Annotated in this window: 20 protein-coding genes; 10 read left to right on the forward strand and 10 right to left on the reverse strand. The window is 68.5% G+C overall.

Annotation, left to right across the window (positions count from 1 at the left end):
* Window positions 1-11 precede the first annotated feature (11 nt).
* The 3 genes from J5226_RS17540 to J5226_RS17550 all read right to left on the reverse strand — a co-directional run bounded on the left by J5226_RS17540 (window position 12) and on the right by J5226_RS17550 (window position 4,405).
* Window positions 12-1,280: a flavin-dependent oxidoreductase gene (locus J5226_RS17540; RefSeq protein WP_215835713.1), complete on the reverse strand. Its 1,269-nt coding sequence runs from the start codon at window positions 1,278-1,280 to the stop codon at window positions 12-14.
* Window positions 1,281-1,335: 55 nt separating this feature from the next.
* On the reverse strand, window positions 1,336-3,108 hold the full coding sequence (locus tag J5226_RS17545; RefSeq protein WP_215835714.1) for a polyketide synthase: 1,773 nt from the start codon (window positions 3,106-3,108) through the stop codon (window positions 1,336-1,338).
* 85 nt (window positions 3,109-3,193) lie between these two features.
* A complete protein-coding gene (locus tag J5226_RS17550) occupies window positions 3,194-4,405 on the reverse strand; it encodes a monodechloroaminopyrrolnitrin synthase PrnB family protein (protein WP_255323126.1) in 1,212 nt (403 codons plus the stop codon).
* 580 nt (window positions 4,406-4,985) lie between these two features.
* Here J5226_RS17550 and J5226_RS17555 point away from each other — a divergent pair.
* Window positions 4,986-5,402 (forward strand): helix-turn-helix transcriptional regulator, encoded by a 417-nt coding sequence (locus J5226_RS17555; protein ID WP_215835716.1) that lies wholly within the window; start codon window positions 4,986-4,988, stop codon window positions 5,400-5,402.
* 284 nt (window positions 5,403-5,686) lie between these two features.
* On the opposite strand, the gene J5226_RS17560 is transcribed toward J5226_RS17555, so the two are convergent.
* From J5226_RS17560 to J5226_RS17570, 3 genes are read right to left on the reverse strand one after another with little or no spacing between them, the layout of a single operon-like run.
* A complete protein-coding gene (locus J5226_RS17560) occupies window positions 5,687-6,142 on the reverse strand; it encodes a gamma-glutamylcyclotransferase (RefSeq protein ID WP_215835717.1) in 456 nt (151 codons plus the stop codon).
* A 25-nt stretch (window positions 6,143-6,167) separates the two neighbouring features.
* Window positions 6,168-6,866, reverse strand: coding sequence for an alpha/beta fold hydrolase (locus J5226_RS17565; RefSeq protein WP_215835718.1), 699 nt, complete (start codon window positions 6,864-6,866; stop codon window positions 6,168-6,170).
* A complete protein-coding gene (locus J5226_RS17570; RefSeq protein ID WP_215835719.1) occupies window positions 6,856-8,097 on the reverse strand; it encodes an MFS transporter in 1,242 nt (413 codons plus the stop codon). Before J5226_RS17570 ends, J5226_RS17565 begins: the two co-directional genes overlap by 11 nt.
* A gap of 92 nt (window positions 8,098-8,189) precedes the next feature.
* Here J5226_RS17570 and J5226_RS17575 point away from each other — a divergent pair, with 92 nt between their 5' ends.
* Window positions 8,190-9,083, forward strand: a complete 894-nt coding sequence (locus J5226_RS17575; RefSeq protein WP_215835720.1) for a LysR family transcriptional regulator — start codon at window positions 8,190-8,192, stop codon at window positions 9,081-9,083.
* A 23-nt stretch (window positions 9,084-9,106) separates the two neighbouring features.
* Here the strand turns inward: J5226_RS17575 and J5226_RS17580 are convergent, their stop codons facing one another.
* Window positions 9,107-9,736: an NAD-dependent epimerase/dehydratase family protein gene (locus J5226_RS17580; protein ID WP_215840480.1), complete on the reverse strand. Its 630-nt coding sequence runs from the start codon at window positions 9,734-9,736 to the stop codon at window positions 9,107-9,109.
* Between the two features lie 668 nt (window positions 9,737-10,404).
* Between J5226_RS17580 and J5226_RS17585 the strand changes: the two genes are divergently transcribed.
* Both J5226_RS17585 and J5226_RS17590 read left to right on the forward strand, forming a co-directional pair.
* Window positions 10,405-11,619 (forward strand): FAD-dependent oxidoreductase, encoded by a 1,215-nt coding sequence (locus tag J5226_RS17585; RefSeq protein WP_215835721.1) that lies wholly within the window; start codon window positions 10,405-10,407, stop codon window positions 11,617-11,619.
* A 66-nt stretch (window positions 11,620-11,685) separates the two neighbouring features.
* On the forward strand, window positions 11,686-12,354 hold the full coding sequence (locus J5226_RS17590; protein ID WP_215835722.1) for an AraC family transcriptional regulator: 669 nt from the start codon (window positions 11,686-11,688) through the stop codon (window positions 12,352-12,354).
* Here J5226_RS17590 and J5226_RS17595 read toward each other — a convergent pair.
* Window positions 12,345-13,490 carry a sterol desaturase family protein gene (locus tag J5226_RS17595; protein ID WP_255322836.1) on the reverse strand — a complete coding sequence of 382 codons (1,146 nt, stop codon included), beginning with the start codon at window positions 13,488-13,490 and terminating at the stop codon, window positions 12,345-12,347. The genes J5226_RS17590 and J5226_RS17595 overlap by 10 nt on opposite strands.
* Here J5226_RS17595 and mqo point away from each other — a divergent pair.
* From mqo to J5226_RS17620, 5 genes are all read left to right on the forward strand, one after another.
* Window positions 13,489-15,189, forward strand: a complete 1,701-nt coding sequence (gene mqo, locus J5226_RS17600) for a malate dehydrogenase (quinone) (RefSeq protein ID WP_215835723.1) — start codon at window positions 13,489-13,491, stop codon at window positions 15,187-15,189. The genes J5226_RS17595 and mqo overlap by 2 nt on opposite strands.
* Before the next feature lie 842 nt (window positions 15,190-16,031).
* Window positions 16,032-17,807, forward strand: coding sequence for an ABC transporter ATP-binding protein (locus tag J5226_RS17605; protein ID WP_215835724.1), 1,776 nt, complete (start codon window positions 16,032-16,034; stop codon window positions 17,805-17,807).
* A 112-nt stretch (window positions 17,808-17,919) separates the two neighbouring features.
* Window positions 17,920-18,150 carry an MbtH family protein gene (locus J5226_RS17610; RefSeq protein WP_215835725.1) on the forward strand — a complete coding sequence of 77 codons (231 nt, stop codon included), beginning with the start codon at window positions 17,920-17,922 and terminating at the stop codon, window positions 18,148-18,150.
* Window positions 18,151-18,258: 108 nt separating this feature from the next.
* The gene (locus J5226_RS17615; protein ID WP_215835726.1) at window positions 18,259-18,564 is read left to right on the forward strand and encodes an NIPSNAP family protein; all 306 of its coding nucleotides are present in this window, start codon (window positions 18,259-18,261) and stop codon (window positions 18,562-18,564) included.
* Between the two features lie 111 nt (window positions 18,565-18,675).
* A complete protein-coding gene (locus tag J5226_RS17620; protein ID WP_215835727.1) occupies window positions 18,676-19,584 on the forward strand; it encodes an MBL fold metallo-hydrolase in 909 nt (302 codons plus the stop codon).
* A gap of 31 nt (window positions 19,585-19,615) precedes the next feature.
* Here J5226_RS17620 and J5226_RS17625 read toward each other — a convergent pair whose 3' ends face one another.
* Entirely contained in the window at window positions 19,616-20,548 is a 933-nt protein-coding gene (locus tag J5226_RS17625; RefSeq protein WP_215835728.1) for a LysR family transcriptional regulator, read from the reverse strand.
* A 284-nt stretch (window positions 20,549-20,832) separates the two neighbouring features.
* Here J5226_RS17625 and J5226_RS17630 point away from each other — a divergent pair, with 284 nt between their 5' ends.
* Window positions 20,833-22,521 carry an amidase family protein gene (locus J5226_RS17630; protein ID WP_215835729.1) on the forward strand — a complete coding sequence of 563 codons (1,689 nt, stop codon included), beginning with the start codon at window positions 20,833-20,835 and terminating at the stop codon, window positions 22,519-22,521.
* 9 nt (window positions 22,522-22,530) lie between these two features.
* Here J5226_RS17630 and J5226_RS17635 read toward each other — a convergent pair whose 3' ends face one another.
* Window positions 22,531-24,753, reverse strand: a complete 2,223-nt coding sequence (locus J5226_RS17635) for a TonB-dependent siderophore receptor (protein ID WP_255322837.1) — start codon at window positions 24,751-24,753, stop codon at window positions 22,531-22,533.
* Window positions 24,754-24,770 lie beyond the last annotated feature (17 nt).

Below are 24,770 nucleotides of genomic sequence, written 5' to 3' on the forward strand. Positions count from 1 at the left end.
GCGCTGCCGAGCTAAGACGCTACATCGTACGACCGCCGATTCCTCAGCATCGCCGGATCGAACCCCGCCGCCTGCGCATACCGCGAGGCGATGGCCGCGAGCTCGTCGGGCTTGATCACGTCGTCGATATTGGAAAATCCCGCCGGCGCGCGTTGATTGGCCATCGTGATCATCACCTCCGGCCCCTGCTGCCGGTTGCGGAACTGCATTTCCGTGGTGACCGGCCTGCGTTCCTCTTCGTACGCGATCAGGGCTTGCCTGATATCGGCGCCGTGCGCCAGGTGATAGGCCAGCGAGCGGCCGTCGACGATGGCCTGGGTCGCGCCGTTGGAACCCATCGGATACATCGGATGCGCCGAGTCGCCGAGCAAGGTCACCGGCCCGAAGCTCCAGCGCGGCAAGGCGTCGCGGTCGAGCATGGGATAGGCGTGCGCCTGCGCGGCCGAGCGCAGAATGCCCTGAACATCGACATCGTCCAGGCGCCAGTCGCCGAAGTGATCGAACACTTCCTGCTTGTCCACCGAATGGCGCCAATCGCCGTTGTGCCGGTTGCCCGCGCCGGGAATCGGCCGGGTGGTGATCCAGTTGATCAGGATCTCCTCGCCGCCGTCGGGATTGGGCGCGATGGGATACAGCACCAGCCATCTGCCGTCGACATCGCCGGACACCAGCATGCTGGCGCCGGAGAGATACGGCTTGGCCCAGGCCGTGCCGCGCCACATCATCAAGCCGTTCCAGCAGGTCGCGCCCTCTTCCGGGTACAACTGCGCGCGCACCGCGGAACGGATTCCGTCGGCGCCGACCAACACGTCGGCCGTCAACCGTTCTTGCCGCCCGGCCACGCGGTGCTCGACCTCCGCCTCGACCCGGCCGTCCGCTTTGACGAGAAAACCCTTCACCCGCGAATCGGTCGCGATCGCGTCCTCGCCCAGGCGCTTGCGCACTTCCGCCGCGAGCACCTTCTGCAGAAAACCGCGGTGGATCGACAGCTGCGGCCAGCCGTGCCCGGCGAAGCGCCCGCGAGGTTCCTGCCAGACCCGATTGCCGTGCCAGTTGCAGAACACCAGCTCGCGGGTCTGAATCGAACCCGCGATGAGTTCGTCCAATACGCCCAATTCTTGCAGTTCCCTGCACGCGTTGGGCAGCAGGTTGAGGCCCACGCCCAAGGGATCGATCTGCGCGGCCGATTCCAGCACCCGGATCGAGCGGAAGCCGGCCGCATGCAAGCTCAGCGCGGCGGCCAGTCCGCCGATTCCCGCTCCGGCAATCAGAATGTCCATCTGCTTTCCCGTTGTTGTCGTTGTCATTGGCGGCGTCTTCGCGAAACCGGTCGACCTAAGCCGCGGACCGGTTGGTTTCCAGCCGGCTCACATCCAGCCAATGGCGATCGAGCTGCCATGGGTAGGACGGCAAATCCACCAGCCGGCCGCCGGATTCGGCGGCATCGGACCAATCGACCTCGTTCCCGGCCATGTACGCATCGGCGATCTGCTGCAACCGGCGCCGCAGCGCGTCCGCACCGGCCTCGTCGTCCGCCGCGCCGTGACCGAAGCTGCCGCTGGTCCCGCCGGCGAGGTGGCGGCGCAGCGACAAGGCCAACTCGTCGTGCGAAGCGGCGACGAACGCCACCCGGCTGGCGTGCTGCGCGCGCCGCTGGGTCGTGGTGTAGGCGATGTCGCGCAAGGAGTGGCGCTTCCCCGCTTCGCCGTCTTCCAAACTCGCGAGGAACGAGCGGCAAACGGCGTCGAGCCCGGCCGGATTCGGCGCCGACAACGTCACCGCGTGCGGCCGCCCGGCTTCCGCCGATGTGTGTTGCGCGACCGGATCGGCCTGGGTCAACACGATGCAGGCGTTGGTCGACGAAATGCCTTGGCCGCTGACCGACGCGATCGCGCGCTTGTCCGCGCTGCCCAGCGCATGCGCACGGGTCGGAATCAGCAGGGGCATGGCGTCCCAATCGAGCTTGGGATGCGGCGTGTCGAAATGCAGATTGGGCGGAACCTCGCCGTTCTGCAGGCAAAGCACCGTCTTGATCACCCCAGCCACGCCCGCGGCGCCCTCGGCATGGCCGATATTGGTCTTGACCGAACCGACGATGCACGGCCGGTCGGCCGGCCGGTTGGGCGCCAGAATCGCGCTCAGCGCGTTGAGTTCGACCAGATCGATACGGGTGCCGGTGCCGTGCGCCTCGACGTAATCGACCTCGGCGGCCGCGATGCCCGCGTCCTCGTACGCCCAGCGGATCGCCGCTTCCTGGCCCACCACCGACGGCGCGGTCAACGTGTCCTTGCTGCGGCCGTCGTTGCTCACCGCGCTGCCGAGGATCACCGCGCGGACCCGGTCGCCGTCGGCTAACGCGCGCTCCAGCGGCTTGAGCACCAGCACGCCGATGCCTTCCGCGCGCACGAAGCCGTTGGCCGAGGCGTCGCCGAACTTGCAGCGCCCGTCCGGCGCCATCATGCCGACCTGCGAGTACATGACGTTCTCGTGCGGCGTCAGCACGAGGTTCACGCCGCAGGCCAGCGCCATCGTCGATTCGCCGGAGCGCAGGCTCTTGCACGCCAGATGGATGGCGACCAGCGACGAGGCGCAGGCCGCGTCGATGGTCACGCTCGGCCCACGCAGATCGAACGCATACGAAAGCCGGCCGGACGCGAGGCTGCGCTGGTGCATTCCGGTGAAGGAATACAGGTCCATGTCGGCGATGCCGTTGCGGTGCTGCAGATCCCAGTAATCCGCGTTCATCATCCCGACGAACACGCTGGTGCGGCTGCCCGCCACCCGGCTCGGCGGCTGGCCGGCGTCTTCCAATGCGTCCCACGCGCTCATCAGCAGCAAACGCTGCTGCGGGTCCATCTTCGCCGCTTCCTTGGCCGAGACCTGGAAGAACTCGGCATCGAACTTGTCGATCTGATCGATGAACGCGCCCTTGCGGCTCGCGGTCTTGCCGGGCGTTCCGGACTCGGGCGCGTAGACCGCCTCCACGTTGAAGCGGTCGGCCGGAACCTCCCGCGTCATGTCCTTTCCCTCCCGGAGAAGCTGCCAGAACTCATCCGGTCCTTGCGCGCCGGGGAACCGGCAGCCGATGCCGACAACAGCGATTTTCATAGCCCATTCCTTATCGATTCGATGACGCGAAAGCTCGACGGTCCGATCTCCCGCGCGCCGGGCGGGTGCGCCCGGCGCGGCGAGGTCAGGTGTACGCGGTCTCGGTTTCCAAAACGCGCGGCGCCGGCGCGTGGCGGTAACCGGTCTGGTGTTGCGAGCGCTGCAGGCTTTCCTTCAATACGCTCTCGTTCTCGCGGGTCAGATCGAGGATCTGCCGCAGCAAGGCCACGGGCGCGCCGCCGCTGCCGTGCTCGAACAGCGCGACGCCGTCGGCGTACGCCCGCGCGGCCATGCCGATGTGGCGCCCGCGGAAGGTCTTGAGCAGCTTCAGCAGTTCGGTCAGGTTGCTCGCCGTGCGGCTCAGTCCCTCGCTCGGCGGGCCCGCGCGCTCGATCTCGTTGACCGTCCGCGTCACCAGCGACGGCTTGTTGCAGTGCCGGGCATGGAACTCGCGCCAGGACGGCAAGCTGTACTGCAGCGAATGAAGCAAGAACTGTTCGTACTCGTTGCGGTTGCGGTCGGACGCCCAGACGCAGATGTCGATCAGCCACAACGGCGCCTGCGCCGCGGCCGGGCCCAAATAGGATTTTCCTTCGATGAGGACCTCGTCGAAGTACGGCCGCATGATCTGGGCGAAGAAGATCGGCGATACCGTCTTCATCACCGAATCGATGGACTCCACCATCGCGTTGCTGGTGATGTGCAGGTACTCGATCATCTCGGGGCAGCGATCGTCGCGCAGGCTCATTTCGCTGAGCGCGTCGAGCGCGGCGAGCGATGCGTTCAGGCTCGGCACGACATGGGTGACCGCATCTTGCAGGCAACGCTCCTGAACGTCGCCGACATACATGCGCCGGCGCGGCCCGTCCGGATTCCACGACGTGTAGTGATGGACCGTGTCGCGCGGAATCATATTGGTGATGCGCCCGAGCTCGTTCAACACGGGAACCACCTGCGGCACGACGCTGACGGGCTCCACGGAATGCCGTTTCAGCGAACCCAGCACCAGGCCGATGTCGCGCATCGTCGCCAGCGCCGCGTGCGGGCTGTCGAGCGTCGCGGCCTCGGCCTTTTCCGTCAGCGTCTGCAGCAATCCCGTCAAACTGGCGGTGTCGCACCGCTCGTTGATCTTCGGGACCAAGGCCAGCAAGCCGTCCGCGTTCAACGGGTCGAGCCTGCGTATTTGTTCCGCCTCGAAATAGCAATCGTCGGTAATGCTACTGCCGGTGTAGATCATGGCGAATCTCCTTATATGCCTGAGATCACGCGGCGTCCTACCCCGCGTGGCTGGAACCACCAAGCGCTATCTGTGGCGAATCGTTCCGGCTCGCCGCGGCGAACGCCGAGCCGGTTTCGGCCGCGTTCGCGCGCTAAGAGCCGCAGCCGCTTCCGTGTCTTCACGCATGCAGGCGCCCGCCAGCCCGACCGAGTGGCGTCGGCCTTATTAAGAGATGGCGAGAACTCATAAGAAGCGCGGAAAGCCGGAAGCGCGAAAAGCACCGAAGAAATCGGAATTTCTTCCCCCCAAGCCAAGTGCTCGGCTCGGTGCGCGGGCGAGTAGACACGGCGCCAACCGCGACGGTCAAGCGCCCACGCCGCGCGCCGAAGCGGCGCGACTGTACAGAGGGAATCGACAAATCGCGCGGCGCTCGCCGCATGCGCGAAACGCATCCTGGGGCGTCAGTCGCTCGCTACAAAATCGACCGGCGCGCGGATATGTGATCGTTCGCTTAGTTGCTGCAAACCCTACGGACGTAACGGTATCGAACGCTTTGGTCCATTAGCATCGCCTGACTTTTAATCGCCCGGCCATCGCGAGATAGGACACGGGCGGATACCGACAGAATCGCTTTTACTTTCGCCGCAAGGATGCAGTGATGATTTACGACCGAATCCGCATGGCTCGGCGCAGCGCCGGCTTGTCGCAAACCGAACTCGGCCTGACGGTCGGCGTCGGCCGCAGCGCCGTAGCGCAATGGGAAAGCCGCAACGGCTCGTTCCCTTCTTCGGAAAACCTCGGAAAAATCGCTGTGACTTGCGCCGTCAGTCACGAATGGCTGGCGACCGGACGCGGCCGCATGGCCGTCGACGCCGCCGACGGCGCGGCGCCCGCTGCGCCGCCGAGCGATTCGTTCGCCGCGAAGAATTCGTTGGAATCCAGGCTGTTGAACCTGTTCCGCGAACTCAGCGGGCCGGGGAAACTGCAATTGCTGAAGCTGCTGGAAGTGATTTCTTCGCAGCCCAGGAAACCCAGCCGCGAGAAAGAACCGGATCACGCGACACAGATCGAATAGACGTGGCCCACGCGGGCATCGTGAAATCCGGCACAAGTCGCGCATGATCGCGGACGCGGACTGCGTTGCGTTCCTACGCGCCGCGACGGATCGGCGAACGGCTTGCCTCCGATGGCCGAGCGATCGACAGCGACGCTTTCTATTATCGAGATCGTTGCGCGCCAGTGCCTGGACTCTGAACCCGACACCGGGCTTGGCCGGTAAAGGCGACCTCAGCCCGCACTATCGCGACCAGCAAGACCGGCCGTCGATGGATGCGACGATGTCGATGCCGGCGATGCGGCCTACTCCGCCGCCGGATGCGCCGCGTAAAGATTCGCCACTTCGATCCGCCCGTCGGCGAAGCGCACCGGCACCAGGATGCGCAGATACTGCTCGCCCTCGAACTCGTCCAGCCGCGGCCAATGCGCCGGCAGTTCGTCGGACGCGAACAACTGCACCGCCACTTCGCCGCCGTCCGCCGACCAGCGCAGCGCGGGATAGCCCAGGTCCGCGCCCCAACCGATCTGTTCGAGCGTGCCGGTGACGGCGCCGCCCGCGATCCAGCGACCGGCCAGATCGCTGAGGTGATGATGGTTCGGCTGTCCCGGCGCCAAGGTGCCGTAGACCGCCAATCGCCGGTCGGCCGAATACGCGGCAGCGAAGTGCGCTTCCCATTCGGCGGCGTCGGCGCCGCCGTCGGCGCGCGCCCGGTTGAGCCGCGCCAACGCCGCGAGTTCGCTTGCGGTCAAATGCTTCATTTCCAGACTCCAAGAGGCGACCGAGTCACCCTGCCAACCAACGCCGCAGCAGTTCGGTCGCGATCGCGGGCGTTTCCATCGTCGGCAAATGTCCGCAGCCGGCGATGCGTTCGAGCACCGAACCGGCGATGCCGCGGTGCATCTCTTCGGCCGCGGCCGGCGGCGTGAGTTGGTCGTCCTCGCCGACCGCGATCAAGGTCGGCGCGGCAATCGAAGCGAGCAGCGGGCGCGAATCCGGCCGCTGCAGAATCGCGGTCTGCTGGCGCCGGTACGCTTGCGCGCCGACCCGCTGCGCCATCGCCCGCACCTCGGCGCCGACGGGGCCGTCCACGTGTCGGCGATGGACCAACGTCGGCAGCAGTTGCTGGGTCACGCCGGCGAAACGGCCGCGGTCGAGCGAACGCAGGCCGGCGCGCCGCTGCATCGCCCGCAGCGGCGAATCCGGCGCAGCCGTGGTGTCGAACAACGCCAGCTTGCTCACCCGCTCGGGCTGCTGGCGCAACATCTCGAACGCGACATAGCCGCCCATCGACAGGCCCGCCAGCGCGAACCGCGGCGGCGCGGCGGCCAACGCCCGCGCGGCCATGTCCGCGACGCTGTCGTCTTGGGTGAGATCGGCGATGCGGATCGCGGCGACGTCCGCCAGATCGCGCGCCTGATCGCGCCACAGCCGCTCGTCGCACAACAATCCCGGCAACAGCAACAGTTCCTGCTTATCCGCCACGCGCCGCTCCCCGGCCTTCGACCTGCAAGGCCAACACGATACCCGCCGCGGCCAGGCTCGCGGTCAACGACACTTCGCCGCCCCAGCCGCCGTGCTGCCACGCCCAACCGCCGAGCGGGCCGGCCATGCTGGAGCCGAAGTAGTAGAACAGCAGATACAGCGAGGACGCGTGGCTCTTATCGCCGCCCGCCAATCGCCCGACCCAGGCGCTGGCGACGCTGTGGCCGACGAAGAAGCCGAAGGTCAACAAACTGATGCCGGCGACGATCGCAACCAACGACGACCCCAGCGTAGTCAACGCGCCGGCCATCATCAGCGCTATGCCCGCAAGCAGAGGCCAGCGTCCGCCGAAGCGATCGGCCAAACGCCCGGCCAGCGGCGAGGAGAACATGCCGAACACGTAGGCCAGGAAGATCAGGCTGATCTTGCCCGGCCCCAAGCGATAAGGCGCGCCGGCGAGACGGAAACCGACATAATTGAACAAAGCGACGAACACGCAGGCCAGTACGAAGCCGAGTGCGAACAGGCGCAGCAGCCCGGGATGGCGCAAATGTCCGCCCCAGGCGCGCAGATGCCGCTGCAGTACGAACCCGCGCTGCGGCACGAACCGCCGCGACGGCGGCAACAAGGCGGCGAACCCGAACGCCGCGGCCAAGCCGATGCCGCCGATGATCGCCATCGCCGCGCGCCAGTCGCCGAGTTCGACCAGCGCGCCCATGCCGACGCGGCCCATCATCCCGCCGAACGCGGTGCCGGCGACGTACAAGCCCATCGCGCTGCTCAGATGGCGCGCGTCCATCTCTTCGGCCAGATACGCCATCGCCACCGCCGGCACGCCGCCGAGCATCGCGCCCTCGGCCAAGCGCGCGAGCAACAGCAGCGGCCAGCTCGGCGCGACGGCGGCGAGCACGTTGCAGGCCGCGGCCAAGGCCATCGAGACGAACATCAGACGCCGCCGCGCGACCTGCTGCGACAGCGCGCCGGCGGCGAAGATCGCCAGCGCCAGCGCCGCGGTGCTCAAGGACAGCGCCAGCGAGCTGTTGGCCGGGCTCAGGCCGAAATCGCGGGCGAACTCCGGCAGCAGCGGCTGCACGCAGTACAGCAGCGAAAAAGTCGAACAACCGGCCAGGAACAAGGCGAAATTGGCGCGGCGATAGGCCGCGGTGCCGCGCTCGATGCCGGCGAGCGGCGGCGCGGCGGGACAGGAGGCCAAGGCGGGGTTCGTGCTCATGGCGCCAGGATGGCGCCGGCCGCTTCATTCGTCCAATATATGAAACAGTTGCCGTCCATATCTTTTGCAGATATCAGCTTCGGGAGGCTTCGATGGAACTGCGCCATATCCGCTATTTCCTCGCCGTCGCCGAGGAAGGCAATTTCACCCGCGCCGCCGAACGCCTGGGCATCGGTCAGCCGCCGTTGAGCCAGCAGATCCGCGATCTGGAGAACGAGATCGGCGCGCGGCTGTTCCACCGCGTCCCGCACGGCGCCGAACTCAGCGAAGCCGGCCGCGCCTTCCTCGAACGCGCGCGCGCCCTGCCCGAACTCGCCGCCGCCGCGGTGCGTCAGGCGCAGCGCGCCGCGCGCGGCGAAACCGGCGCGCTGCGGCTGGGCTTCACCTCCTCGGCGATTCTCACCCCGCTCACCACCCAGGCGATCCGCGAGTTCCGCCGCCGCTATCCGCAGGTGGAACTGACCTTGGAAGAAGACAACAGCGCGCACCTGTCGGCCAAGCTGCGCGACGGCAGCCTCGATCTCGCCTTCCTGCGCCACGACGGCTCGGAAAACGAAGACGTGCTGCTGCACCCGCTGCTCGAGGAAGCGATGATCGCCGCGCTGCCGCAGAGCCACGCCGCGGTGCGCGACGGACGGCGCAAGTCGATCCGGCTGAGCGAATTGAGCGAAGACGCGCTGATCCTGACCCCGCGCCACGTCGGCCCGACCCTGCACGAAGCCATCCTCGGCGCCTGCCGCCGCGCCGGATTCGAGCCGCGCATCGGCCAACACGCGCCGCAGTTGGCGTCGTCGCTGGCCTTGGTCGCGGCCGAACTGGGCGTGGCGATCGTGCCCGAAGCGATGCGCCGCTTCGCCTTGCCCGGCATCGTCTATCGCGACATCGCCGGCTTGCAGCCGATCGCGCGCCTGGCGCTGGCGCAGTTGCCCGAACTGGATTCGGCGCCGGTGCGCAACTTCGTCGCCCTGGTGCGCGAAGCTTTATGAGCGCTCACGGGATCGGCTAACACTCAAACCAAGCGTTCGGAACCGACGGCATGCACGCCGGGCGAGGCCAGCAGCGCCGCTTCGAGCAAAGCCCGGGCGATGCGCGGCGCGGGATTGAGCCGCCAACGCTTCGGCAACAACGGCCCTACCGCGCGCAACAGCACCGTCGCCGCCGCCTCACTGGGCCTGGATTCCTGGCGCTCGCCTTCGATCAAGCCCGGCCGCACATAAGTCAACGACTCGAAACCCACGTCCGCCAAGGCGAGCTCCAGTTCGCCCTTAACCCGGTTGTAGAAGATGCGCGAACCGGTGTCGGCGCCCAGCGCCGAGTTGAGCGCGTAGGCCCGCGCGCCAGCGTCGCGCGCCAAGCGGGCCACGGCCAGCGGATAGTCGAAATCGACCTGGCGGAACGCCTCGCGCGAACCCGCCGTGCGCATGGTCGTGCCGAGCGCGCAGACCACCGCATCCACCCGCCACCACGCCGCATCGGCAGGCAAAGCGTCCCAATCGATCAAGGGCGCATCGAGCTTGGGATGCGCCGGCAACGGACGGCGCGTCGGCGCGACCACCCGCTCGACCGCGGCGTCCTCCAGAGCCAATCGCAATACATGGCTACCGACCAACCCGGTGGCACCGGCCAGCAACAGCTTCATGAGTCGTTCTCCAGCGCTCGGATCGTCGCCTCGGGCGATCATCGCAGATTGGGAGAGAAATCCATTCCCTTCCAGAATATTTGAATGCAGAACCATCTGCAAAATCAAAATGGATTCCGGCTTTCGCCGGAATGACGGAAAGTGGGGACGCGACCTCCAGCCCGTCATTCCGGCGAAAGCCGGAATCCATTTTGATTTTGCCGTTGCCTTTCGCCTTGACGAATCTCCGACCAAAGCACACGTCCCACAGCCCCGAAGGGCGTGCGCATGGATGCGCACGCGCGCCATGGGTCATGGATGACCCTTATGGCGCGGCCCCGCGCCGCTATGAGCCATAGTGGCTCTTGATTCGAAAACAAGGAAAGCGCCTTTCTTTGGTTACTTTCTTTGGCAAGACAAAGAAAGTGACCCGGCCGCTTGCGGACGGAACGCACTGGATTGGAGCTTGTCCTCACTCGCTACACCGACAAGAGCAGCCCCACAGCAAAGTCAAAACAGTGCCTGCCAAAAAACGCACCTCACCTTCAATACTTGAAACCACCACTCAATGACGCTTCGACAACCAAACCCCACACCCCCATCGCACCCACATCACCCAACGCAAACACCCCACCGAGTTACCTAACCCCCTAACCCCCTAACCCCCTAACCCCCAAAACACCGCACTCATGGACCTAAAAAGCGGCTATCCATTCTGGGCAATCCGCAACGGCCTGATGCACACCTTCCCCCGCCTGGAATCGAACCTACGCTGCGAAGTCGCGATAATCGGCGGCGGCATCACAGGCGCCCTGATCGCCGACGAACTCGCCGCGCACGGCCACGAAGTCGCCGTCCTGGAACAACGCGACGTAGCCTGGGGCAGCACCGCCGCAAGCACGGCCCTGCTGCAATACGAAATCGACACCCACCTGATCGACCTGAGCCGCATGTACGGCGAACGCAACGCCGCCCTGGCCTACCGCGCCTGTGCCGAAGCGGTAAAACGCCTGGGCGAAGTCGCTTCCGACCTGCGCGACGTGGACTTCCGCCGCCAACGCAGCCTGTACTACGCCAGCCGCGCCGCCCACCTACCGCTGCTGCGCGAGGAAGCCGCGCTGCGCTCCCGCCACGGGCTCGACGTACGCTGGCTCGAACGCGGCGAACTCGCCGACGATTACGGCCTCAGCGCGCCCGGCGCCATCCTCAGCGACTGCGCCGCCTCGGTCGATCCTTACCGCATGACCTCGCGCCTGCTCGCACGCCAGCGCCGCCGCGGCGCGCAGGTGTACGACCGCACGCGCGTCGAACTCGCGCGCGCCGGCGCGCGCGGCGTCGAACTGCGCACCGCCGATGGCGCGCGCGTGACCGCCGACTATGTCGTCGTCGCCGCGGGTTACGCCGGACAACACTGGCTGCGGCAACGCTTGGCGCGCAATCGCAGCAGCTACGCCTTCGTCACCGATCCGCTCGACGCGCAAACGCTGCAAGCGCTGCGCGAAACCGTGGTCTGGGAATCCGCGCGCCCTTACCTGTACCTGCGCAGCACCGGTGACGGCCGACTGGTGGTCGGCGGCTGCGACGACGCCCTCGACCTGCCGGCGCGGCGCGACCGCCGCGTGCAATCGCGCGCCGGCCGCTTGGTCGATCAAGTGCGGCGGCGCTTCGAGCGCCTCCAGTTGCAGCCCGCCTTCGCCTGGGCCGGCACTTTCGCCGAAACCGCCGACGGCCTGCCCTGGTTCGGCGCGCACGCGCAGTACGGTCCGCGCGTGCTGTTCGCCATGGCCTACGGCGGCAACGGCATCACCTACAGCATGATCGGCGCGGAACTGTTGCGGGCGCGGATCGAACGGCGCGGGCACGCGCTGGCGCGGTTGTTCTCGTTCGCGCGGCGGCCGCGCTGACCGCGCGACCGGCAACGCCGGCCGCGGATGTGTTAGAACACAGCGCCGCCGCACGCCCACGCCCGCATGCCGCCCTGGACCGGAACCATCCGCATCGCCGAAGAATTCGCCCTCGTGCACGCCGTGCCGGGCGATGCGCGGGCGCACCGGCACTATTGCCACCAGATCGTGCGCGCGCCGCGCGGCACGGTCTCGGCGCGGATCGGCGAACGCTGGCTGCGCGAATCCGTGCTGGCGATCGGTTCGCAATGCGAGCACGCGCTGCAAGCCGGCGACGCGCCTTGCTTCATGCTGTTCGCCGAGCCGATGAGCTTCGACCTCGCGGAACTGCGCGAAGCGATGACGCATGCGCCGGCGGAACCCGAGGCGCTGCTCCGGGCCGCGGCCGCATGTCGGCGTCCGCACCCCGTGGACCCGCGCGTGAGCGAATGCCTGCAGCGCATCGACGGCATGCTCGCCGACAAGATCCCCGCCGCCTCCCTCGCCGCCGGCGTGCAGCTGTCGCTGAGCCAGTTGGAGCGTCTGTTCGGCGCGCAGCTCAATCTGTCGATCCGGCGTCTGATCCTGTGGCGGCGCCTGCGTCTGGCCGCGGCCGAAGCCTTGCGCGAACGCAATCTCACTCTCGCCGCGCACGCCGCCGGGTTCACCGACTCGGCGCACCTGTCGCGCGCGTTCCGTCAATTCTTCGGCGTGCGCGGCGTCGACCTCGTCCGCGGGATGCGGCTTCAAGCCTGAGCCCGCGCGGCCGCGATCGCCGCGCTCAACTGCGGCGGCAACGCCGGTGTAGGCCCATCGGATTGCGCCCGAAACGGTTCCAACAGTTGGCCGGCATAGTCCTGCGGATAGTCCGGGCGGCCGCCGATGCCCAGATCCTCGCTGCCGATGCGATAGCCCGGCGCATCCAGCGCAGTGCCCAGCAACCGATCCCAAAAGCTGAAGAACAAGGCGAAATTGACGTCGCCCGCACGGCCGTAGCGCAGGTGATGCAAGCGATGCACCGGCGCCCACGCGAACACATGCCGCAACGGCCCGATGCGCATATCCACGTTGGAGTGCTGCAGTTGCAGCTGGATCGCGATGGCGAAGGCCAGCACGCAGGTCGCCTCCACCGGCAATCCCAATACGATCAGCGGCCCGACGCCCGCGAGCGCTTCGATCAGCTGATGCGCAGGATGCTTCATCAGACCGTTGAAGCCGTACATGCGCTTCACGCTGTGGTGGACCGCGTGAAAGCGCCACAGCAGCGGCCAGCGATGGCTGGCGTAGTGCGCCAGCGTTAGTCCCAGATCGGCGATCAGGATCGCCGCAGCGACCTGCAGCGCCAACGGCCAGGATTGCGGCCACAGCGCCGGCCACGGCCGCCACGCCGCGGCCACGGGCAACAGCGCCAGCCCGGCCGCGTTGGAGAGCTCGTTGACGACGAAATGGACCGCATCGCGCCCCCGCTCGCCTTCGCCGCGGTTCCATTCGCGCCGATACGGCGCCGCGCGTTCGCTGAGGAAAGACACGGCCAGAGAGAGCAGCAGCAAAGGCGGCAACGCCCACAGCGGCGGCCAGCCCAGGCCGCCAACGGCGTATACCGCGGCACCGAGAAAGACGAAGAAGAACGCGGGCGCGTAGAGCGTTTTGAAGCAAGCGGCCATGAGGAATTCGCAGCGATGGACAGGACCGCACCATGCCCCGCGGCACGCTCCGCCGGCTTGTAGAAACGGCGCACCGTTCGCGCCGGCCGAGCCGCCGGCGCAAAGGCTTCCGGCCCGAACCGCACGGCCGGCGCCGGTTTCACGCAACCGTGACGGCGCAAGGATCAAGAACGAGCGCAGCGGCCGGCCGCGCCGCCTTCCTCCCTCCCCGCGCCTTCCCACGCTCATGAAAAAATTCCGCAAGACCTTATTGCTGCTGATCGTCGCGTTCGCCGTCGGCGGCGTGCTGTTCCTGTACTGGCCGCTCTACCAGCGTTCGGTGCCGCCCGCCGACAACGACAAGCCGGTCGATGTCGTACTCGTCGGCGCCGGCATCATGAGCGTCACCCTGGCCACCTATTTGCAGGAACTGCAACCGGACTGGACGCTGCAGATGTACGAGCGCCGCGACGGCGTCGCCGAGGAAAGCTCCGACGGCTGGAACAACGCCGGCACCGGCCACTCGGGTTTCGCCGAACTCAACTACACCCCGCAACTGCCCGACGGCAGCGTGGAAACCAAGCGCGCGGTGGAGATCGCCGAGCAGTTCGAGGTGTCGCGCCAGTTCTGGTCGCATCAGGTGCGCGAGGGCCGGCTCGGCCCGCCCAGCGACTTCATCAATCCGACCCCGCACATGAGCTTCGTTTGGGGCGAAGACAACATCGAATACCTGCGCAAGCGCCGCGACGCCTTGGTCAAGAACCCGCTGTTCTACGGCATGCAGTTCTCCGACGACGCCGCGCAGATCAAGCATTGGGCGCCGTTGCTGATGGAAGGCCGCGATCCCAAGCAGCATGTCGCCGCGACTTACATGCCGCTGGGCACCGACGTCAACTTCGGCGTCATCACCCGCCAGCTCACCCAAGGCTTGCAGCGCAGCGCGAACTTCGGCCTGCACCTGGGCCACGAAGTCACCGCGCTGCGCCGCAACGACGACAAGACCTGGAACGTCACCGTCAAGGATCTGAAGTCGGGCAAGGAAACCTCGGTCAAGAGCCGCTTCGTCTTCATCGGCGCCGGCGGCGCCGCGCTCAAGCTGTTGCAGCTCTCGGGCATTCCCGAGGCGGAGAACTACGCCGGCTTCCCGGTCGGCGGCCAGTTCCTCGCCTTCACCGCGCCGGCCATCGCCGAGCGCCATCGGGTCAAGGCCTACGGCATGGCCGAAACCGGTTCGCCGCCGATGTCGGTGCCGCATCTGGATGCGCGCAAGCTCGACGGCAAGCCGGTGATCCTGTTCGGCCCGTTCGCGCTGTACAGCTCCAAGTTCCTCAAGCACGGGTCGTGGTTCGACCTGTACTCCTCGGTCAATCACGACAACGTCGTCGAGATGCTCAGCGTCGGCGCCGAGAACCTGGATTTGGTCAAGTACCTGATGAGTCAGGCGCAATTGAACGACGACGACCGGCAAGCCGAGCTGCTGAAGTATTTCCCCACGGCCAAGCGCGGCGACTGGACGCTGGTCACCGCCGGCCAGCGCGTGCAGGTGATCAAGCGCGATCCGGTCAAGGGGCCGGTGCTGCAGTTCGGCACTGAGATCGTCATCGATAAAGACCGCAGCATCGCCGCGCTGCTCGGCGCGTCGCCGGGCGCCTCGACCTCGCCGCCGATCATGCTCGACCTGATGGCCAAGGCCTTCCCGCAGCAGATCGCCGCGGGCTGGGGCGAGACGCTTCGGCAAATCGTTCCTTCGTACGGACAAAAGCTCAACGACAGCCCGGCGTTGACCAACCGGATACGGCGCATGACGAGCGAGACCTTGAAGCTTCCTTATCTGGAAGTGCCGGTCCCCGGCGCGCAGCCGCCGCAACCGTCCGACCCGCCGCCGACGCGCTCGGCCCCGCCGGCGAAAGACGCGCGCAATCAGCAGCCGGAACTGCAAGCGCTGTGAACGGCGCATCCGTCCCGCCGCGGCGGGACGGATGCGGCGGTGGCGCCCTTTCCGCGCGCTTTCACCTTTTCGTCACCTACTCGCCGCGTCCGCGACGTTAAGCGCGTCGCAAAATTCGCATCGCCTGCGCGCCGTGCGGACGCTTACGCGCGCGTGGATACGAATCAGCGCAATCGCCGCCGATTCCATCGCGCAACCGAATGTCTGGACTTGTCCGTGAATTGCGGATTCGCTGCAAGCGACCCGGGTATTTGTGATGCATCGCGCGCGCCGATGCGAAGCGCATCGCTACTTTGATCGGGCGCGCGAGTCTTCCGTTGACCGCGCCGACAACAGGACGTAACACTGTCTTGACAATTTTGTGCGCACATCGAAGCCGAAGCGCGCACGCCGCATCGGCGCGAACGGAACGAATCCTCATGCCGCGGCCCATCGCGCAGTCGACGTAGAAACCCAAGACCGACGCCGGCGCCAAATTTGAACTGAGACGGAGTCGGCCGTTTGAACACTTTCAACGAAGTTCGCACTGCACAGGTCCGCATCGTCTCCACACCGCCGCCTCACGCATACGTTCCGAGCCGCGCGCACGACGCTGGCTGCGAGCGCCGTCGGGACTGATCCGCCGGCGCCGCGCCGCCGCAGCGGCCGGAACCACGCCTGCGCCGCCGCGAGGGCTCCGCGACGACGCCATCGCCGCATCGCTCCGACATCGGCGCGCGCACGCAGCGCCGCCCCCCGCCGTGCGCGGCGCGGTAGCGTTCGTGCCGCCCACCGCCGCGCCTGTCTTCCGTTCGGCCGCCGCATCCCACGCCTCGCCCACGCCACGCATTCCCGGAGTCCGCATGCGCAGTCCTTCGTCCACCCGCGATCTTTGGCGCTTGATCCGCACCGGCCGGCCGTCGCCGTTCGCGCTGGCGGCCGCCGCGCTGGCGGCGATGGCCTCGGTCGCCGGCACCTTGTGGTTCCCGATCCAGACCAAGCACCTGATCGACGGCTTCGGCCGCGGCGACCTCGACCTGTGGCCGATGGCCGGACTGGTCGCGATCCTCGCCGGCGCGGCGCTGCTCAACGCGGCCTCGGCCTATCTGCTCGCGCGGGTGGGCTATCGACTGGTCGCGCGCCTGCGCCAAACCCTGGTCGACAAACTGCTGCGCTTGCCGGTGGCCTCGTTCGACAGCGAAAGCAGCGGCGAACGCGTGAGCCGGGTGGTGCGCGACTGCGAGTCCATTTCCGAACTGATCGCGCGCCAGACCGTCAATCTGCTCACCGGCTTGCTGCTGCTGATCGGTTCGATCGTGGTGCTGTTGCTGCTCGACGTGCGCCTGACCTTGACCCTGATCGGCTCGATCGGCGGCGCCTTCGCCTTGATGGTCCCCATCGCCTTCCTGCTCGACGGCCTGTCGCGCCGCATCCAGGACCGCACCGCGCGCTTCAGCGGCATCCTCACCCACATCTTCCAGGAGATCCGTCTGGTCAAGGCCTTCACCGCCGAGCCGCGCGAGCGCGAGCGCAGCCGCGAGGAAATCGACGGGCTCATGCGGCTCGGCCTACGCGTGGCGCGGGTCAACGTGCTGCTGGAACCGCTGATGAGCCTGGCGATGACCCTGGCGATCATCGTCATCCTGGTCTACGGCGCCGCGCGCGTCTCCGCCGGCGAGATCACCGTCGGCACCCTGACCGCCTTCATCCTCTACATCTTCAACGTCGCCACGCCGTTGATGCAGCTGACCCACTTCACCGCCGAACTGCAGAAAGCCAAGGGCGCCTCGGCGCGGATCGCGGCGATTCTGCTCGAGGACGAGGAAGAGCCGCGGCCCGGCACGGCCGAGCGCGCGCCAGGCCAGACCCTCGAATTTCAGGACGTTTCCTTCGCCTACGCCGGTCGCGACGCGGCCGTGCTGCGCGGCATCGACCTGCGTTTCGAGCCGGGCCAGAGCGTCGCCCTGGTCGGCACCAGCGGCAGCGGCAAGACCACCTTGCTGTCGCTGATCGAGCGTTTCTACCAACCCAGCCAGGGCCGCATCCTCTACGGCGGCCGGCCCATCGGCGAGTTCGATCTGCGCCAGTGGCGCGGCAGCATCGGTTACGTCGCCCAGAGCGCGCCGGTGATGCCGGGCACGGTGCGCGACAACATCGCCTACGGCCTGGATGGCGAGTTCAGCGACGAACAATTGCGCTCGGCCGCGCGCCGCGCCGGCGCGCTCGACTTCATCGACAAGATGCCGCAAGGCTTCGACACGGTGCTGATCGAGCAAGGCAACAACTTGTCCGGCGGCCAGCGCCAGCGCATCGCCATCGCCCGCATGTTCCTGCGCGATCCGGACATCCTGATCCTCGACGAAGCCACCTCCGCGCTCGACAGCGAGACCGAGCATCAGGTGAAGCTGGCGCTGGACGAGCTGATGCGCGGCCGCACCAACATCATCGTCGCCCACCGCCTGTCCACGGTGATGCACGCCGACCGCATCTGCTTCCTCGACGCCGGCCGCATCTCCGGCATGGGCAGCCACGTCGAGCTGCTCGCCACTCACCCGCATTACGCACGTCTGGTCGAGCGTCAGTTCCGGCGCCCGGCGCTGAGCAGCCCCGCCGCCGAAGCCGCGGTCGCCGCCGACTGATCCGCCCGCGCGCCCGCGGTGGCGGCTCGCGCGGCGCAAGCCGGGCGGCCGGCCGCGGCCGTCCCGTCACATTCGGCCGGCATCATCCGCCGCACACGCAGGAGCGACCGCCATGAGCAATCCCTTCGACGACGCCAACGGCATCTTCCTGGTCCTGGTCAACGACGAGAACCAGCACTCGCTGTGGCCGCAGTTCGCCGAGATCCCGGCCGGCTGGCGCGCCGTGCACGGCCCCGGCGCGCGCCAGGAATGTTTGGGCTACATCGAGGCGAGCTGGACCGACATGCGCCCGGCCAGCCTGATCCGGGCGATGGCGCTCGACGCGGCCCGGCCCGGCGCCTGAAACCCTCTCGCGCCGCGGATGCCGCCGACGCGTAGCGCCCGCGGCCTAGGCCACGCACGCGCGCACGATGGCCCTATCATCGCGGCATCCTCCCATCGCGATGCGCCCATGATCACTTGCTATCTGCGTTACGTGCTCGACCCGGCCAAGCTCGACCAGTTCGAGCACTACGCGCGCCAGTGGATTCCGCTGGTCGCCCGCTTCGGCGGCACCCATCACGGTTATTTCCTGCCCGGCGAAGGCGCCAACAACATCGCCCTGGCGCTGTTCTCCTTCCCCAGCCTGGCCGAATACGAGCGCTACCGCGAACGCTCGCGCGCAGACGCCGATTGCCAAGCCTTGTTCGCCTACGCCGAGGCCACCGGCTGCTTTCTCAGCTACGAGCGCAGCTTCTTCCGGCCAGTGTTGGAATAAGCGCCCGCCGATTCGACCGGATCGCGCAACAAACCTGTTCGCCGCGAAGGCTGGTTCCGCGGCCGCGACCGGCCTAGCCTGATGCCGTCCCCGCCGTCAGGAAGCCCGCCCATGTCCGTCTCCCCCGTCCTGCGCCTGTTGCTCGCCGCCGGCGTCGCCGCCGCCTTCGCCGGCCCCGCCGCGGCCGCCGCGCCGTTGCGCGTGGAGGTCTACAACCCCGGCGAAAAAGGCGTGTTCCCGGTTTCCTCGGAACTGGTGATCGGCGAGCGCGAGGTGGTGCTGATCGACGCCCAGTTCCAACGCGCCGACGCACAGGCGCTGGTCGAGAAGATCCGCGCCACCGGCAAGAAGCTCAGCGCCGTCTACATCAGCCAGAGCGATCCGGATTACTACTTCGGCCTCGACACGATCCGCGCCGCCTTCCCCGACGCGCGCATCCTCGCCACCCCGCAGACGGTGGCGGCGATCGCCAAGACCATGGACGGCAAGCTGGCCTATTGGGGCCCGGTGCTCAAGGACAACGCGCCCAAGCAGTTGGTGCTGCCCGAGGCGCTGCAAGGCGACACGCTCGAGATCGAAGGCCGCGCGCTGAAGATCCAAGGCCTGCGCGGCCCCGATCCGGCCCGCACCTATGTGTGGATTCCCTCGCTCAAGATCGTCGCCGGCGGCGTGGTCGTGTCCAGCGGCGGCCACGTGTTCATGGCCGATACGCAGACCCCGGCCTCGCGCCAGGATTGGTTGAAGACGCTGCGCCAGATCCAGGCGCTGAAGCCGGCCAAGGTGATTCCGGGCCACTACCTCGGCCCGATTCCGAAGGGGCTCGGCGCGGTCAAGTCCACCGCCGCCTACATCGAACGCTTCGAGCGCGAGGCCGCCAAGGCCGCCGACTCCAAGCAGCTGATCGCGGCGATGCAGGCGGCCTACCCCAAGCTCGGCGAATCGGCCTCGCTGGAACTCAGCGCCAAGGTGATCAAGGGCGAGATGCCGTGGCCGGCGCCCGCGCCGGACGCGGCCAAGTAATCGCGCCCGCTTCGCGACGGCGGCGGCGCGCTCAGCGCCGCCGGCCCGCCGGCCGGGCCGGTTCGCGATCCCATGGCGGCGCGGCGCCGAAGCGTTCGACCAGGAAATCCAGGAACGAGCGCGCGATCGGCGGCATCAGCCGGCGGCTGGCGTAGACGCCGAACACGCCCATCTCGGGCACCTGCCAGTCCGGCAGCACCACGCTCAACTCGCCGCCGCGCAAGGCCTCGGCGATCAGGTACGTCGGCAGCATGGCGATGCCCATGCCCTCGCGCGCCGCCGCCATCAGCGCGGCCGCGTCGTTGCTGGCCAAGCCGCCGCGCACCGGCATCTCGACCTCTTGGCCGCGGCGGCTCAGTCGCCAGCGGGTTTTGCCGACGAAGTGGTGGCTCAGGCAATCGTGCCCGGCCAAATCCTCCGGCCGCTTCGGCGCGCCGCGTTCGCGCAGATACGCCGGCGAGGCGCACAGCAGCGAGCGGCATACCGACAGCTTGCGCGCGACCAGGCCCGGATCGAGTTCGTGGGCGATGCGGATCGCCAGATCGATGCGCTCCTCGACCAGATCGACGGTGCGGTCGAGCAACAGCATGTCGATGCGCACGCCCGGATGCAGGCGCGCGTACGCCGCCACCGCCGCGGCGAGTTGGCTCTGGCCGAACGAGGAACTGCAAGTCAGCCGCAACTGCCCTTGTTCGCGCGGGTCGCCCTGCGCGCCGACCGCGGCGCGCAACTCGCCGCCGAGATCCAGCAACTGCCGGCAGCGCTGCAAGGCTTCTTCGCCGGCCGAGGTCAGCGCGATCCGGCGCGTGGTGCGATGGAACAAACGCGCGCCGAGCCAGTTCTCCAGTTCGGCCAGATAGCGCGTGGCCATCGGCCGCGAAATCTCCAGCGCCTGCGCCGCGGCGGTGACGCTGCCGCGCTGGGCGACTTCGACGAACACGGTCATCGCGGTGAGGCGGTCCACGGGGCGGCGGCTCGTTGCGAGGGAAAGCCGGGACTCTACGGCAAGCGGCGTCGGCGCGGGCTCATCGGGGATGGCTTATCGATGCCGGCTTATCGATGCCGGCTTGTCGAGACCGGCTTGTCGAGGCGAGCTCATCGAGGCGGATGCGGCGCCGTGGTTTGCGGCGATCCGGCGCGGTTAAACCGGCCGGGGTCGCGCGGCATCCGTTGAAAGCCGCCCACGCCGCGCCCGCCGAGCGCCGCGCGCCGCGCGGCCCGCCGACGCCGCCAACGAGCCCAAACGCCATGATCCGTCGTTCTTCGCCGCCACCGTCCACCATCGCCGGCCTGCGCCGCGGACTCCTGCGAACGGCCTGCCTGACGGCCGGTCTGGCGGCGGTTTTCCCGCTGTCGGCGCGCGAGCCCACGGCGCCGGCCGAACGCCTGGATCTGCAAACCGCCAGCATCGCCGACCTGCAACGCGCGATGGACGCCGGCGCGCTGAGCTCGCAGCGGCTGGTGCGCCTGTCGCTGGCGCGCATCCGTGCCTACGAGCCGCAGTTGCACGCGCTGATCTCGGTCGCGCCCGACGCGCTCGCGCAGGCGCGCCGGCTCGACGCCGAGCGCCGCGCGCGCGGGCCGCGTTCGCCGCTGCACGGCATCCCGGTGCTGGTGAAGGACAACATCGACACCGCCGACCTGCCGACCACGCTCGGTTTCTACGGTCTCAAGGGCGCGCGTCCCCGCGGCGATGCGACGGTCGTCGCGCGATTGCGCGCCGCCGGCGCGATCGTGTTGGCCAAGACCAATCTCAGCGAACTCGCCTCCGGCCCCGCGCTGAGTTCGCTCGGCGGGCAGACCCGCAATCCGCATGCGCTCGACCGCAGTCCGGCCGGTTCCTCCGGCGGCACCGCGGCGGGCGTGGCCGCGGGCTACGCGCCGCTGGGCATCGCCACCGACACCACCGGCTCGGTGCGCTGGCCGGCGGCGAGCAACGGCGTGGTCGGCCTGCGGCCCGCCACCGGCGCGCTGCCGACGACGGGCGTGCAGCCCACCGCGCCCAGCCTGGATGCGGTCGGAATCCTCGCGCGCTCGGTCGCGGACGCGGCGCTGGCGTTGCGCGTAGTGCAGGCGCCATCGCCCGCGCGCGACGCGCCGGATTGCGCGCCCGACGACGCGCCCTTGCGCGGCGTCCGCCTGGGCTTCGCGCGCCAGGATTTCAGCGGCGACGACGACGCCGTCGATGCGGTCGTCGCGAACGCCCTGGCCCAAGCGCGCGCGGCCGGCGCCGAGGTGGTCGAGATCGAACTGCCGCCGTGGCTGCTGCCGACCGCGAAGCAATTGCAAGCGGCCTTGGTGCGCAACGAATCGGCGCCCAGCCTCGATGCGTACCTGCGCGCGGCCTTCGCGCCGCCGGCGCCGCAGAGCCACGCCGAACTGCTGGCGCTGGCCGAACGCCTCGCCGCCGCGCCGCCCGCCGACGCCACGCCCAACCCCGGCCGCTTGCGGGGTTATCGCGACGAAGCCGCAGCGCCCGGCCTGGACGACCCGGTTTACCGCGCCGCGCGCGACGAAGGCCTGCGGTTCTTTCGCGCCTCGCTGGACGCCGCGCTGGCGCGGCAACGCCTGGACGCGTTGATCTTCCCGACCCAAACCCGCCGCATCGAACGCATCGGCGAACCGGCGCGGGTCAACGCGCGCGGCTTGTTCGGCAATTTTCCCGGCAGCCTCGCCAGCCTCGCCGGCTGGCCGGAACTCACCGTGCCCGCCGGCGCGACCGCCGACGGCCTGCCGGTCGGCATGTCCCTGCTGATCCCTGCGCGCGACCAAGCGCGCCTGCCGGCGCTGGGCCGCGCGCTCGAACGGCGTTGGCACGGCCTACGCCAGCCGGCGGCGACGCCGCCGCTGGCGGGCGAAGCCTTCGAGTACGCGCCGCGCACGCGCGACGGCGCCGGCGGTTGCGCGCGACCGCGCGCGGCCGGCGCGTCCGCCTGAGCGCCGCGCTCAGAACCGGTACGTCAGCGCCACCCGCACATTGCGCGGCTCGCCCCAGGTGTAGGTGCTGTAGACGTTGAAGATCGTGTAGTAGCGCTTGTCCAGCAGATTGTCGACGTTGAGCGTGGCCGAGAGCTTCTCGTCGAAGCGATAGCCCAGCATCGCATCGAGCAGCCAGTACGGCTGGGTGCGATGCTCGACGCTGGCGCCGCCCGGCGCGGAGATCGGCCCGAACGTGCGACCCTGCCAGCGCGCGCCGCCGCCGATCGTCCAGCCGTTTAGCGCGCCGTCGAAGCGGTAGCTGCTGTGCACGCTGAACTGGTCTTCCGGCTCGAGCGTGGAGACTTTCTCGCCGCGCTGGCGCGCGACCTTGTGCGCATAGCCCGCCTGAATCTGCCAGCCCGGAAGCAACTGGCCGGAGATTTCCAGTTCGTAGCCTTCGGTGCGCACGCCCTGCAAGGCGCGATACGCGACGCCGCCGGTCGGCGTGCGGCCGCCGCTGGGGTCGGGGACATTGTCCTGGTTCAAGCGGAACACCGCGGCGCTGGCGTTGAGGCGGCCGTCGTAGAATTCGCCCTTCAGGCCGAGCTCGTAGTTCTGGCCTTCGCGCGGGTCCAAGGCGCGGCCGCGTTCGTCCTGCTCGGCTTGCGGCTTGAAGATGGTGCTGTAGCTGGCGTAGGCCGACAGGTAGGCGTTGAGGTCGTAGACCAGACCCGCGTACGGCACCCACACGCCGCTCTTGTCGATGCTTTCGCTCTTGTAGTTGGCGACGCGGCTGCCGAGGATGAGCTTGAGCGGATCGGCCAGATCGAAACGGCCGACCGCGTAGGCGCCGCTTTCGCGGGTCACCTCGTCGTTGGCGAAGGCGCGCTGCCAGTTCGGTTCGGGGATGTCGCCGTTCCAGCGGCGATAGTCCGCTACCGAGGTCGGGTAATCGGACGGCGCGAAATAACCGGTGTTGGTCCAGCGCTTGCGCGAGGCGCTGGCGCCGAACACCACTTCGTGTTCGCGTCCGAACCACTGGAAGCGGCCGCTGACGTAGGCGTCGGCGGCGTTGGCCGCGGTCTTGCCGACGTACTGGCCCAGCCACAGGCTCACGCCGCTGCCGTCGCGCGGGTCCGGGTTTCCGGCCGCGGCCGCGCCGAGCGCGGCGTCGTAGCCGTTGACCTGATGATTGAGCTGCAGCTTGGCGATCCAGCCGTCGCCGAACCGGTGTTCGAGCGTGGCGAAGCCGGTGCGGGTGTATTGGCGCCAGCGGCTCCAGTCGGCGCCGTTGTTGAACGAGCGCGGCATGCGGTTGAAGCGGCCGTCGGCGTCGAGCAGCGGAATGCCGCCCCAGCTGGCGCCGCGCGGATCGCTGTTCTGGTAATCGGCGCCGACGGTGAGCAGCGTGTTCTCGTCGAGGTCGGCTTCGAGGATGCCGTAGAACACGTCGGTGCTGCGCTGGTAGCGGTCGCTGTAGCTGTGCTTGTCCTGGCGCACCGCGACCGCGCGGCCGCGCACCCGGCCGCTTTCGCTCAAGGGGCCGGACACGTCGATTTCGCCGCGGTACTCGTCCCACGAGCCCGCGCCCAGGCCGAGCCGGCCCTGGAACTGGCGCGTGGGTTTCTTGCGGATCAGATTGATCGTCGCGCCCGGATCGCCGACGCCGGTCAGCAAGCCGGTCGCGCCCTTGAGCACTTCGATGCGGTCGTAGATCGCGGTGTCGCTGAGCGTGTTGCCGGCCGAGTACGCCGAATCGCGCTGCATCGGAATGCCGTCGTACTGGAAGTTCTGCACCGAGAAACCGCGCGCGTAGTACTCGGTGCGCTCGCTGTCGTAGGTGACGATGCTGATGCCGGGCGTGACCCGCATAACGTCGTCGATGCCGGTCAGGCCGAAATCGTCCATCTCCTGGCGGCCGATCACGCTGATCGATTGCGGGGTCTGGCGCGGCGTCAGCACCAGCCGGGTCGCGGTGGCGATGGTGCCGGGCGTGTAGGAGCCGCTGCCTTCGGTGACGGTGCCGAGTTGGTTGGCGACGACCTCGACCGTGTCCAGATCGGTCGGGTCGGCGGAAGCCGCTTGCGCCGCCTCGCGGGCGGGCGCGGGCGTCTGCGCGCGGACGGCCACGGGCGCGGCGAGCGCCAGCGCGCCGGTCAGGGCGAGCGCCAGCGGCGCGCGCGGCAGGCCGCGCGGGCGCGGCGCGGAATGGGTGGAAACAGGGAAAACAGCGGAGAAATCGAGGGCCACGGCGAGCGCTTCCGGCA

This window comes from Lysobacter sp. K5869 (assembly GCF_018847975.1).
Lineage (GTDB): Bacteria > Pseudomonadota > Gammaproteobacteria > Xanthomonadales > Xanthomonadaceae > Lysobacter.